The sequence below is a fragment of the Anabaena sp. UHCC 0204 genome (genome assembly GCF_009711975.1).
In the GTDB taxonomy this organism is placed as follows: Bacteria; Cyanobacteriota; Cyanobacteriia; order Cyanobacteriales; family Nostocaceae; genus Dolichospermum.
Window position 1 is genome coordinate 1 of record NZ_VIKW01000004.1, and the last position, 12,712, is coordinate 12,712.

At 38.0% G+C, this 12,712-nt stretch carries 10 protein-coding genes, 1 tRNA gene and 1 pseudogene; 6 read left to right on the forward strand and 6 right to left on the reverse strand.

What is annotated here, in order from left to right:
- The 5 genes and pseudogenes from FJR04_RS04355 to FJR04_RS04375 form a co-directional block, all read left to right on the forward strand.
- Positions 1 to 136: pseudogene (locus tag FJR04_RS04355) on the forward strand (photosystem II D2 protein (photosystem q(a) protein)); the annotation flags it as partial.
- A 986-nt stretch (positions 137 to 1,122) separates the two neighbouring features.
- Entirely contained in the window at positions 1,123 to 2,811 is a 1,689-nt protein-coding gene (locus tag FJR04_RS04360; protein WP_168492171.1) for an iron uptake porin, read from the forward strand.
- 172 nt (positions 2,812 to 2,983) lie between these two features.
- Positions 2,984 to 3,421, forward strand: a complete 438-nt coding sequence (locus tag FJR04_RS04365; protein ID WP_168492174.1) for an Rrf2 family transcriptional regulator — start codon at positions 2,984 to 2,986, stop codon at positions 3,419 to 3,421.
- Positions 3,422 to 3,438: 17 nt separating this feature from the next.
- Positions 3,439 to 4,398 (forward strand): cysteine synthase A, encoded by a 960-nt coding sequence (gene cysK, locus FJR04_RS04370; protein WP_168492176.1) that lies wholly within the window; start codon positions 3,439 to 3,441, stop codon positions 4,396 to 4,398.
- A 90-nt stretch (positions 4,399 to 4,488) separates the two neighbouring features.
- On the forward strand, positions 4,489 to 5,178 hold the full coding sequence (locus FJR04_RS04375; RefSeq protein ID WP_168492178.1) for a J domain-containing protein: 690 nt from the start codon (positions 4,489 to 4,491) through the stop codon (positions 5,176 to 5,178).
- A gap of 19 nt (positions 5,179 to 5,197) precedes the next feature.
- Here the strand turns inward: FJR04_RS04375 and FJR04_RS04380 are convergent, their stop codons facing one another.
- A complete protein-coding gene (locus FJR04_RS04380) occupies positions 5,198 to 5,614 on the reverse strand; it encodes a putative toxin-antitoxin system toxin component, PIN family (RefSeq protein WP_168492180.1) in 417 nt (138 codons plus the stop codon).
- Positions 5,592 to 5,828, reverse strand: coding sequence for a type II toxin-antitoxin system VapB15 family antitoxin (gene vap15 / locus FJR04_RS04385; protein ID WP_168492181.1), 237 nt, complete (start codon positions 5,826 to 5,828; stop codon positions 5,592 to 5,594). Before vap15 ends, FJR04_RS04380 begins: the two co-directional genes overlap by 23 nt.
- Positions 5,829 to 6,385: 557 nt before the next feature.
- Between vap15 and FJR04_RS04390 the strand changes: the two genes are divergently transcribed.
- Positions 6,386 to 7,258: a 6-carboxytetrahydropterin synthase gene (locus FJR04_RS04390; RefSeq protein WP_168492183.1), complete on the forward strand. Its 873-nt coding sequence runs from the start codon at positions 6,386 to 6,388 to the stop codon at positions 7,256 to 7,258.
- Positions 7,259 to 7,303: 45 nt separating this feature from the next.
- On the opposite strand, the gene gltX is transcribed toward FJR04_RS04390, so the two are convergent.
- The 4 genes from gltX to FJR04_RS04410 all read right to left on the reverse strand — a co-directional run bounded on the left by gltX (position 7,304) and on the right by FJR04_RS04410 (position 12,452).
- Positions 7,304 to 8,749, reverse strand: coding sequence for a glutamate--tRNA ligase (gltX, locus tag FJR04_RS04395; protein WP_168492185.1), 1,446 nt, complete (start codon positions 8,747 to 8,749; stop codon positions 7,304 to 7,306).
- Positions 8,750 to 8,847: 98 nt separating this feature from the next.
- Positions 8,848 to 8,921 (reverse strand) — tRNA-Asp (locus tag FJR04_RS04400).
- Between the two features lie 292 nt (positions 8,922 to 9,213).
- Entirely contained in the window at positions 9,214 to 10,686 is a 1,473-nt protein-coding gene (locus FJR04_RS04405) for a serine/threonine-protein kinase (RefSeq protein WP_168492187.1), read from the reverse strand.
- A gap of 128 nt (positions 10,687 to 10,814) precedes the next feature.
- The gene (locus FJR04_RS04410; protein WP_168492188.1) at positions 10,815 to 12,452 is read right to left on the reverse strand and encodes a serine/threonine-protein kinase; all 1,638 of its coding nucleotides are present in this window, start codon (positions 12,450 to 12,452) and stop codon (positions 10,815 to 10,817) included.
- Positions 12,453 to 12,712 lie beyond the last annotated feature (260 nt).

The window sequence follows — 12,712 nt, forward strand, 5'->3', positions numbered from 1 at the left end:
CCCAGAGTTTGAAACTTTCTATACCAAAAACATTTTGTTGAATGAGGGTATCCGCGCTTGGATGGCTCCTCAAGATCAACCACATGAACAATTTGTATTCCCAGAAGAAGTGCTACCACGCGGTAACGCTCTCTAAATCTGAAAATTAATCCTGGATTAATATCCATTTAGCCTCCACCTGTCAGTGGGGGTTTTTTTAATGGCAAAATTCTATTGCAAATTTTTGCAGTTGTGTTATAGTAATCTCAGGTTACAAACCCAAAGCATTTTGCTTTGCCCCTTTTGAAACTAAGACCGTTTAGGCAACAAGGAGGTGATGCCCATGATAGAAAGTAGTATACGCATGGGTCATCAAGTTGCAGTTAGCCGGCTGTGCGCCGGGGCTGTTCTCTAAAAGTTAGCCTTAGTTCTCTTGAGATACTAAGTTAGCTCAACTAGCTAGGCTTAACGTCGGAGTTCCTTCCGGCAGTCTGGTTGCAACTTGAAGACCCGCTAGACCGCCCTGATTTAGGTTATCTGATCTAAATCAGGGCGGATAGTTTTTATGGGTAGTTTTTTATAAAAATCATTATTATTTGGGAACATTAGCAAATAAGAGAATGTCTGTAAACGGAGTATAGGTTTGTGTCAAGTCCGAACCCTTATCAATAAATGTAGAAACGTTGTGGTTCAAAAACTCTTTTACAACTCAGATAGGATTTTGTCTTCCAAAGCCTGTTGGTGAAAGTAACTTGATACAGGTATATGCTGGCCAATTATTGTTGGTTTCCATAACAAAGGCAAGACCAAGAAAATGGAAATTGACACTCTCAGGGCTAAAGACACTGAGCCTTACGCTTACCGGATGCTCTTGTAAAAGTAACTTAATCAAAAAAAATCTGATCTTGATCATTTCCAAGCAAATACAATATAATCCAAGGATATGATTCTAGCTTGTCGTATAAGTTAATTGCATAGAAGCTTAACGATTTATTAACCAATTATTAGTCTTTTAGACGCTAAAATTGTGATATTGGTGGCATTCATGCCTAATAAACAGGTTTAAACCGAATTTCGCAGTTCTAAGCAGTTAGTTAAAGCGAAGCAAGTTGTCCATATAAAGGTGTGAGGAGAAAAAGAAAAATGTCTAATATTTTGTGGAAATCCCTAGTGGTTAGCCCAGCAGTTTTGGGAGCAGCGTTGTTAGTATCTTCAACAGCGATCGCCGCTCCAACAACTACGGAAACATTATCAGTAGAAGCTGCTTCGACAACAGAAGTATTGGCTAGTGAAACCAAAGAAACTCAAGTTTTAGCTCAAGTTAACCGCTACAGCAACGAAAACAATAATTCGCTGTCTCAGGTAACATCCGTTTCTCAGTTTTCTGATGTTCAACCTACAGATTGGGCATTCCAAGCATTGCAGTCTTTGGTAGAACGATACGGCTGTATTGCAGGTTATCCTAATGGCACATTTCGCGGTAATCGGGCTTTAAGCCGTTACGAATTTGCCGCTGGTTTGAATGCTTGTTTAGATCGTGTGAACGAATTGATCGCCACAGCTACGGCTGATATGGTGACAAAACAGGATTTAGCAACATTACAGCGTTTGCAAGAAGAATTTTCCGCAGAACTAGCTACTTTACGTGGTCGCGTAGATGCTTTAGAAGCTCGCACTGCTGAATTAGAAGCAAATCAATTCTCCACAACCACTAAACTTAAAGGTGAAGCTATTTTTGCTGTCTCCGATGTTTTTGGTAGTGAAACAGGCGACACTAACCGTGCAGTCTTCCAAGATAGAGTCCGTTTAGGCTTAGAAACCAGCTTTACGGGTAGAGACTTGTTAACAACTCGGTTAGCGGCTGGTAATGTCATAGGCTTTGATTTAAAAGACGAAAATAGTGCTTCTATTCCTGGCACAGCCCTTGGTCAACAAACTTTCCAAGTCGGTGGCACAGGTGGTAACAATGTTTCAATTGACAAATTGACATACGAAGCTCCTTTTGGTCCAGCTAGGGCTTATATTGCAGCCAGTGGTGGGCAACACAGCGATTATGCTGCTGTTAACAATCCCTACTTCTTCGATAAAACAGATGGCGGTAAGGGTGCTTTAACAACCTTTGCATCTGAAAATCCCATCTACCGGATTGGTGGTGGTGCTGGTGTTGCATTAAATGTACCTTTTGGGAAACCTGGTGATAGCTTCTTGAAGCCAAGTTCAATCACATTAGGTTATTTGGCCTCTAATGCTAATAATCCTGCTCCTGGTCAAGGGTTATTCGACGGTGATTATGCAGCTTTAGGTCAGTTAAACTTTAATGTTGGTAATCGCCTAGCTTTAGCTGCAACCTATGTACATGGTTATCATGGAGCAAACAGCATACTGTTTGATTCAGGACTTGGTAATGGTGCAATAGTAGGTAGCGGACAAGCAAATATAAATTCTCCATCTGCCTCTTCCAGCAATTCCTACGGTATTTCCGCAGCCTTCAAACCTAGCGAAAAACTGTCTGTAAGTGGTTTCGTTTCTTACCATGATGTTACAGGCTTTGGTGCTAATGATGATAGAGAAGCTTGGAGCTATGGGGCTGGTATAGCATTACCTGACTTTGGTAAGCAAGGTAACGTTTTAGGTATCTTTGGTGGCGCTCAACCCTACTCATTACGTGCGGGTGCTAGTGAAACACCATTCCAAGTGGAAGGCTTCTACAAGTATCGCGTTTCTGAAAATATCTCTGTTACTCCTGGAGTTATCTGGGTTACATCTCCTGGACAAAGCAATAACAGTAATGATGCTTTCATCGGTACACTGAGAACAACTTTCAGCTTCTAGATAGTTAAAAGTTCGTTGATAAATTTGTAATTTATTTTACCCTGCCATTAGGCGGGGTTTTTTGTTGGGAGAAAAAACCCCAGTAGTGACCCGGAGTATACTGAAAAAGAGATGAACTGTAACGTTTTGCTCATCTTCATTAATCTTCTACTTTCATCTTGGATTACTGCTTGTGGAACTATCGTGTAAATCGGAATACGCAATTTTAGCGTTATTAGAGATGGCCAGTCATTATGAAAATGGTGAACCGATGCAAATTCGGCAAATTGCTACGCAACAAAAGATACCCGATCGCTATTTGGAACAACTATTAGCAACTTTGCGGCGTGGAGGTATAGTTAAAAGTCAACGGGGTTCAAAAGGCGGCTATTTATTAGCGCGAGAACCTTGGAAAATTAGTATCTTTGATATTTTAGAATGTTTAGAAGGTTTAGATGTGCAGACGACTGAGCAAGATTCTAATCCCACAAGTCTAGACAATACTCTGGTGGCAGAAATCTGGCAAGAAGCACGTCAAGCTGCAAATTCAGTGTTACAAAACTATTCGCTTCAGGATCTTTGTGAAAAACGAGATTCACGGAAGCAGTTAGATATCATGTACTACATTTAAGGACATAAAAATTTATCATGCAAATTGCTAAAAATATTACGGAATTAGTAGGAAGGACACCTTTAGTAGAGTTAAACCGGATTCCTCAAGAATTAGGTTGTGTGGCGAAAATTCTGGTGAAATTGGAAAGTATGAACCCTTCTGCATCGGTGAAAGACCGAATTGGGGTAAGTATGATTACTGCGGCGGAAAAAGAAGGATTAATTGCACCTGGTAAGACGATTTTGGTAGAACCTACATCGGGAAATACGGGAATTGCCTTAGCAATGGCCGCTGCGGCTAAGGGGTATCAATTAATTTTAACAATGCCAGAAACAATGAGCGCAGAACGGCGGGCGATGTTAAGGGCTTATGGGGCGCAATTGGAACTCACGCCGGGAATTGAGGGCATGAGTGGGGCGATTCGGCGGGCGCAAGAGATAGTGGATAAGACACCTTATGCCTATATGTTGCAACAGTTTCGCAATCCGGCTAATGCCCAAATTCATCGGGAAACTACCGCTGAGGAGATTTGGTCAGATACGGATGGCCAGGTAGATATGATTGTGGCTGGTGTGGGGACAGGTGGAACGATTACTGGGGTAGCGGAAGTGTTGAAGGCACGAAAACCGAGTTTTCAAGCGATCGCTGTTGAACCTGCTAATAGCCCTATATTATCTGGGGGTAAACCAGGACCCCACAAAATTCAAGGTATTGGGGCGGGTTTTATTCCCCAAGTCTTAAAGGTAGAATTGATTGATGAGGTGATTACGGTTACTGATGACGAAGCGATCGCCTTTAGTCGTAAATTAGCCAGAGAGGAAGGACTACTATCGGGAATCTCTACGGGTGCTGCCCTCTGTGCGGCGGTTCGTGTCGCTCAACGTCCAGAAAATTGCGATCGCTTAATTGTTATGATTCAACCAAGTTTCGGTGAGAGATATCTCAGTACACCTTTGTTCCAAGACTTAGAAGCGCAAGGTGGAATTAAAAATTAATAATTAAAAATTAAAAAGCAGATTACACAAGCTGTTTGCAAATTTTTAATCATTGTTGATTTACTTGTCACTTAACAATCTATTGGATTAATGTCCGATTTTAACCACTACGACACCCTAAAAGTTAGTGCCTATGCCAGCCAAGCGGAGATTAAACAAGCATATCGCCGCTTGGTGAAAATTTTTCATCCTGATAGTAATAAAGAAATACCAGATAATGAGCAGATTATTCGTGTTAATGCTGCTTATGAAGTATTGAGTGACAACAAAAGTCGCCTTGATTATGATGAAAAACTTCGTCATAGGCAGCAAAAATTCCATCATTCTCGCCAAAAACGTACAGAATCTGCCCAACAGCATTACAAAGCAACTAGGAAAACTGGCAAAGATGTTGATGAGAAGATTGAAGAATGGTTATGCCGAGTTTATAAACCAGTAAATCGGATACTTTGTACAATTCTCAATTCTTTAAAAGAGCAAATTGAGGAATTAGCCGCAGATCCTTTTGATGATGATCTTTTAGACGAATTTCAAGATTATTTAGAATCCTGTCGAGAAGACCTCAAGGACGCTCAAATTAAGTTTCGTTCTTTACCAAATCCTCCTAGTTTTGCCGCCACAGCCGCGCACATCTACTATTGTATGAGTCAACTTGGAGACGGTATAGAGGAGTTAGCTTATTTTCCATTAAGCTATGATGATCGTTATTTGCACACTGGGCAAGAATTATTTCGGATAGCTAAAAGATTGTATCGGGAAGCGCAAGAATCGGTAGGTTGAATATGTACTCAGATCAATTCTATAATTTCAGTAAAAGTTCTTGATAAGTAACAATTTCAGTATTTTCAAATTTTGTAATCACTAATAAATCTTGATCACCAGTGACTAAAAAATTTGCGTCACTATCTTTTGCTAGTGCTAAAAGATAGTTATCTTTCGCATCCCGACAAATAAAAACTTCGGAGGTTATATTTATAAATACACCAATGGTTCGTAAAAGTTGAATTAACTCATGAACTTTGTTAGACGGAAAATATTTTTGTAACTTAGGACATTGAGTTACTAAAGTAATTTCTTCTAATATTTGCTCAGAAATTACTACTATAATTGTTTCGGCAACTAAAAGGTCTTTTAAATCTTTCAGTTCTTTACCAATCAAGAAACTAATCCAAAGATTAGTATCAATAATGATCTTAACTGCTTTGTTTTCTGTCATAAATTTGAGAACGGACAATTTCAACCTCTTCAGTAATTTCTGCTAATAATAATTCATCAGTTTGAAATACTTCCAATAACTCTGTTAATTTATGATTCAATGTTTCTTTTTCTAGTTCTTTGCTAAGTAACAATTTTTCAGAATCAGAAAGTTGTTTAACTAGAGTCAGAATTTGCTCAAATGTCAATGGTAGTTGATAGGTATTTTGTAGCATAGTATTAATTTGTTATTTCCCTATTTTTCTGAACCTCTACATTTTCAAATATTTTCTCAATTTTATCAACTAATTGAGGATTTTGGTCTAAAGAAATTAATATATTGAGTAAAAAATATTTAATGGCTGAGTAATTTCCTTACTATTTCTTAAACCTAACCCGACTATTCGAGGTGTGGAGGGAAGATGTACTCTATTATAATGAGGTTACAAAAAATATGATGTGAGCATAAACATTAATAGGACTTACGCAAGATTGAACTCAAAACCTGATTCTTGCGTAGGGGTAATTCATGAATTACCCCTACTTCTGTTCTGTTTTGCGTAAGTCCTGATTAATTTAGTTTTTAATGTACTTTTCTGTTATTTTTTATCAGTGTAACAAAATTAATAATGATATTATACAACACAGAATCCGTAGGTAGCGATCGCACCCTTTCCCCAGTACCTACTCAATAGTTACCAGTAAAAAAGCAACTGACCACTAAGCAACAAATTGGTTTATACTGAGAAAAGTGAAAGATTAAGAAATTTTAAGTTCTGTTCTCAGTGTACTCATGCAATGTATTGTAAATCGCCGCGCTCAGTTTTCCGCCAGCCATCGGTATTGGTTGCCAGAACTAAGTGAAAACGAAAATGTGGAAAAATTTGGTCTTTGCTCGAAATTTCCCGGACACGGACATAACTATGTTTTATTTATTTCCCTAGCTGGGGAATTAGATGAATATGGGATGGTGCTAAATTTGTCTGATGTGAAGCACGTCATTAAGCGGGAAGTTACTGGTCAACTAGATTTTTCCTATCTCAATGATGTATGGGCAGATTTTCAACAAACTCTCCCCACTACAGAAAATATAGCGCGGGTAATTTGGCAGCGTTTAGCACCCCACTTACCTTTAGTCCGCGTGCAGTTATTTGAACATCCTGAACTTTGGGCAGATTATATGGGTAACGGAATGGAAGCACACCTAAGTATTAGCACTCACTTTAGCGCCGCTCATAGATTAGCACACCCTGATTTGAGTTTGGAAGAAAATACTCAGATTTACGGTAAATGCGCTCGTGTGAATGGACACGGACATAACTATCATTTGGAAGTGACTGTAAAAGGGCAAATTGACCCCCGCACAGGCATGATTATTGATTTAGGGGCTTTAAATCAGATAATTACAGATTATGTCGTAGAACCTTTTGATCACACTTTTTTAAATAAAGATATTGCTTTCTTTGCTAAAGTTGTGCCAACGGCGGAAAATATCGCTCTTTATATTAGTAATGTATTGCGATCGCCTATTCAAGCATTAGGAGGAACTCTATATAAAGTCAAACTCATCGAAAGTCCTAATAACTCCTGTGAAATCTATGTTGCTGACTCTGAATCAACATCTATCAATGCAGCAGTCAGTCAACCAATATTAGCCAGAGTTTAATTTTGAATTTTTGTAGAGACGTTCCATGGAACGTCTCTAGATGATTTAAGGGTTGGTGCTAATTGCTTGATGTAAACGAGCTTTATCTAAACCGATCTGATTTAATAGTAGCCAAGATTGAATCAGGTCTGGTCCGTGTACATCTCCTGTCAACCCTGCTCTGAGCGATCGCATGACTAAGCCTTTTTTGACATTCTCTGTTTTCACAACTTGCTTAATAATACTCTGGGCGCTATCTGCTGATAACTCTGACTGACTTTCTAAAGCTGTAATAATTGCTTGCAATACAGTCTTGACACCTGCTTGCTGTAGTTGTTGACTGCCTTCTTCAGTCAATTCTACCCCCTCAGTAAAAAATACTTTGGTCATCTCCACAGCATCCACCAACCGCGTCAAACTCGCAGCAATTAACGCCACTAGCTGCTCTAACCAAGGACGTTCTCTCCCACCAGTCAATTGATAACCAGCTTTTTCCCAGCAGGGGATAAGTAAATCTGTGAGTTTATCCACTGGCATAATATGCAGATATTGGCTATTTAACCAATCCAATTTATCCCAGTCAAATTTAGCACCAGCTTTATTCACCCGTTCAAAGCCAAAATCCTTAGCTGCTGATTCTAAATTGAATATTTCTTGGGTAGAATCCGCAGGCGACCATCCCAACAAGGTCATATAGTTTACTAAAGCTTCTGGCAGAAAGCCCATTTCCTGAAAGTCACAAATGGAAGTTACTCCATCCCGTTTCGATAGTTTCCGCCCTTCTTGATTCAAAATTAAGGGTGTATGAGCAAATTCGGGAATCTTCGCGCCCAAAGCTTCATACAGCAGAATTTGTTTAGCAGTATTGGCGATATGGTCTTCACCACGAATGACATGACTAATTTGCATATCAATATCATCCACAACCACCACAAAATTATATAGTGGTTGACCAGTACCATCACTAGCCGCGCGAGCAATGACCATATCACCACCCAAATCGCTACCGCGCCAACTCATTTTACCCCGGACTAAATCATTCCAGACAATTTCCCGGTGATCATCTATTTGGAAACGAATTACAGATGAACGTCCTTGAGCTTCAAAATCAGCCCTTTGTTCTGGGGTAAGATGACGATGACGGTTATCATAGCGAGGAGCTTCACCTCTGACTTTTTGCGCTTCCCTCAAACCGTCTAGTTCTTCTGATGTGGTGTAGCAGCGGTAAGCTAATCCTTGATCTAATAATTTTTGAACTGCTTCTTTATAAAGATGTAAGCGTTGAGATTGGAAAAATGGACCTTCATCCCAGTTCAGTCCTAACCAGCGTAGTCCCGACAAAATATTATCTGTGTATTCAGGACGCGATCGCTCTAAATCTGTATCTTCAATTCTTAAAATAAACTTCCCATCATGGTGACGGGCGAACAAATAATTAAATACAGCCGTTCTTGCTGTACCAATATGTAAATTTCCGGTAGGACTCGGAGCTATACGGACTCTGACGGTCACAGTTGATTCTCTCTTTTATAAATCATAATTACACCTACTGTTGTAAAGACTATGAGTTTATTTAACTAACTCAGTATCTTACACTCAGTATTTTAGAACGGGACTGACGGGGCTCGAACCCGCAACTTCCGCCGTGACAGGGCGGTGCTCTAACCAATTGAACTACAGTCCCTTGACTTGCACTCTCACTATTATGCCTAATCTTTTTCTAGTTGTCAAGTAGTTTGTAGAAATTTTTTTTAAATTCTGGAAAAGAGGGCTGGTCAAAAGAAGCAGGGGAGCGGGGAGCAGGGGGGAGAGACTGGGACAAAGCTTGTATCCCGTACCCATGCTCCCCCCTCTGCCCATTGGTCATTGGTGATAAAGTTCCAGTTCTCATCCTGTAAATCCTTAAATCCTGGACATCCTGATAGCGTAGCGTGGCGTTAGCCATTTCTGACAATTTCTCTAACTTATAAGTAATATTACGCTTCTAAATGCTTTAAAATTTTCGCTTGGAGCTGCTTATATTGCTGCTTTAACCAATTTTTGCTTACCAAAGCTTGGGTTGAAGCTGTGACTTGTTGACTTTGCTGCACCCAATTTTTCAAATTTTGTGATTGTAAGGGAACAAGACTGATACTAAAAGTATTAACGCAGTCATTAGGGGCTTCTAAGGTAAAGAAAAGTAACGAATAGCACGCACTTTCCGCTAATGTCCACACCAATTTTAGATTTTGGGAATTTTGCATATCTAAATAACATGGTAGCCACTTAGGAGCAATTTCTCGATTGTAAAGTAGTGTGATCCATAACAACATTGGATGGGGATGTGTAATAAAAATAAATCGAGTGTAGCGGGTAGTATGGGCATAATTATAGATTTCTAATTGTGGCAACATTAACCATAAAGAAGGTTTAGGAACTTTTTCTATATCTATTAGTTGTGGAAAAACAATTTCTTGAATTGGTTTATTTTTAGGCCAAATAAATTTTTTATCAGGTATTGTCATGGTTTTGGATAATTCTGAATTCCCCAAAACGGGAGGTAAAGATACCTGATGAACAGATTGTTCTATATTCTCCAAAACTTGGAGAATTTTGGTCATATTTTGTGGACGCTGCTCTGGCTTTTTGGCTAAACAATTCATAATTAAATCATTTAGCTGCTGTGGGATTTTAATTTGAGGATTAACATCAGCTATATGTTTTGGTGGTTCAAATAAATGCACTCTATACCAAGCACCAAACGCATCTGTTTCTGGTTGCCAAGGTTTTTGCCCTGTCAGCATTTCAAACATCATCACGCCTAAGCTATAAATATCTGAGCGACTATCTAAATCTCCACCATCTAATTGTTCAGGAGAACAGTAAGGTAAAGTTCCATGAAATCCTTTATTTGTGGTAATTGCGGCTGTAGTGTCTAAAAATTTAGCAATACCAAAATCTAAGATTTTAGCTAGGTTGCCTAATATAGGATCAGGGGTGACGATAATATTAGCTGGTTTAATATCTCTATGAACTAAGGGATGAATTTTTCCATCAATATTGACACCTTGATGAGCGCATTTTAACCCTAAACAAATTTGGCGTGATAGATTTAGAAACATTGGCACAGGTAGAGGAATTAATTTCTTCAAACTCTGTCCAGATAAATATTCCATTACATAATAAGGATTGCCATTAGCCGTCATACCATAATCATAGGCACGAACGATATGGATACTTTTTTGGCTTAAAGCTGCACTTAGTAGAGCTTCCCTGCTAAAACTTTCTTGTACTTGAGGATCAGTAACAGTTTGAGATAAAAACTTAATGGCAACTGGTGTTCCACCTAGCAACATATCCTCTGCTAGGAATACCTCACCCATGCCACCCCTTTCAATTAATGTCTTGATTTGATAACGGTTGGCCACCAACTCCTGAGTTTTTGGAGATTGGTAGGGGCTATTGTTCACCTAAACCTCCTGATAGTTTGGGTATTGGGATTTTGAATCATGCAATCCATAATGCTGTTAATACAGGTAAATATGGAAAAATTTAGAAGTCACCATTAACAATTCAAAATTTAAAAATAAAACATAATTCATTCTGAATCACTAGGATAATTACTGATGCCTAAATTTTTCTTTAACAAATTATCAAACAAGTTACCTATCCATAATTTTACACAACCTCGAACTTTTTTGCCATCTTTAGCTAAATTGTGTAATATTTGTAATTTAACTTTTTTATATTCAGTTTTTAGCAGATTTTTTGCTTGCTGGGTGGAAATTTCTGGATTATCTATGTGGCTAATATTTATACAATCAGTTAAATATTGACGTTGTGTACCACTTAAAGTCAAAGTCATAACTCTGGGTTGATTATTGGGATTTTCTAAAGTAAAAAACAATAAATGATAATATCCTGTTCTTTCTAAAGACTTGACGATTTTCTGCCCTGTTTCATCTTTTATATCTAAATAATGAGATAGCCATCTCGTTAGGGACGATTCTTCATCATATAGCATTGTTATCCATAAAACCATTGGGTATACTGACATTTTACTAATAAATTCAGAATGATGTTTCTTATTAATAAATTGATCAATTTCTTTCTGGGGTAGCATTGCCCAAAAAGTGGGAATAACACCTTGTTGTGTATATAGAAGATGCGGGAAACCAATAAGTTCTATTGGCTTATTTCTAGGCCATTTTTTTTGCAAACATTCTTGTTCTGTGACAGATGTAACGGGAATTAATTCGACTGCCGGTGTAGGTATAAATTTTGGCTGACCAGTTATTTTTTGTTTATTTATTTGATGTTTCGCAATTAATTTTTCCTTGATTTTTTCCAAAGAATTTAATATCTCTCTGACGCTTTGAGGTCTTTTATTTACATCTTTAGCCAAACAACGTATAACTAATTTCTGCAATTCTTCGGGAACTTCTACTTGGGAATTTACCTCAGCAAAGGTTGGTGGATTTTGAAAATGATGAAGTTGATACCAAATCCCGAAAGATTGACTGGTGTTATGAAATGGATGTTTTCCAGTCAGCATTTCAAACATTAAAATTCCTAAGCTGTAAATATCCGAACGTGCATCTATATGTTTTTTTCCTTCCATGTGTTCTGGAGATGAATAAGGTAAACTACCAACAAAAGATTCTGTTAGTGTCATTCCCCCTGTTTCAGTTAAAAATTTAGCAATACCAAAATCGAGAATTTTTACCATCTCTGATTTTGCTCCAGCTTCATTAATAAATATATTTTCTGGTTTGATGTCTCTATGAATTATTGGATAAATTTTACCTTTAAAGTGAACACCTTGATGAGCGCAATGTAGTCCTAAACATATTTGTTGACAAATTTCTAAGAATATTGGTAAGTTTAAATAATTTTTCTTAATAATCCTATTTAATGGTCTACCGCGTAGATATTCCATCACATAAAAGGGAACTTTGTTATCAGTTACACCATAGCTTAATAAGCGGACAATATTTTTGCTTTTTTTACCTAGTTGGGCGCTAACAAATATTTCTCTACCAAAACGTTCCGCTATCTGCTGATTTCTCAGACTCAATGTGAGGATTTTTACGGCTACTAGCATACATCCTTTAGAAACGTCTTCTGCTAAGTAGACTTTTCCCATTCCTCCTTGTCCAAGCAAGTCTCTGATTAAATAGCGGTTATTTAATAGTTTGTCAATGTAAATGTCTGATTTAGCTGTTTTGTTAGTCATATCCTAAATTTCTTTTAGTTGCTAAAATTGTTAGCTTATTTCCTCCCGAATCTTTTTTAAGTAGTCGTGCAAAATAAATTGTATATTTGGGAAAGGGAACAGATAAGGAATACAGAAATTTTTATTTGTTCCGAAAATGTTGAATTAATTTTGCTCAGGTACTTATGCAATTGCCGATCTGTTGTCACATTATCTTGATTTTGCTGTGACTGTTGCCTATTAGTAATTATATGTAATCAGAGTGCAAAGAAAGTAGATAT

Bases quoted from the DNA above. Each gene is read 5' to 3' on its own strand.
- FJR04_RS04410 (WP_168492188.1), bottom strand. From the start codon at position 12,452: ATGACTAACAAAACAGCTAAATCAGACATTTACATTGACAAACTATTA.
- FJR04_RS04390 (WP_168492183.1), top strand. From the start codon at position 6,386: ATGCAATGTATTGTAAATCGCCGCGCTCAGTTTTCCGCCAGCCATCGG.
- FJR04_RS04360 (WP_168492171.1), top strand. From the start codon at position 1,123: ATGTCTAATATTTTGTGGAAATCCCTAGTGGTTAGCCCAGCAGTTTTG.
- FJR04_RS04380 (WP_168492180.1), bottom strand. From the start codon at position 5,614: ATGACAGAAAACAAAGCAGTTAAGATCATTATTGATACTAATCTTTGG.
- vap15 (WP_168492181.1), bottom strand. From the start codon at position 5,828: ATGCTACAAAATACCTATCAACTACCATTGACATTTGAGCAAATTCTG.
- FJR04_RS04375 (WP_168492178.1), top strand. From the start codon at position 4,489: ATGTCCGATTTTAACCACTACGACACCCTAAAAGTTAGTGCCTATGCC.
- cysK (WP_168492176.1), top strand. From the start codon at position 3,439: ATGCAAATTGCTAAAAATATTACGGAATTAGTAGGAAGGACACCTTTA.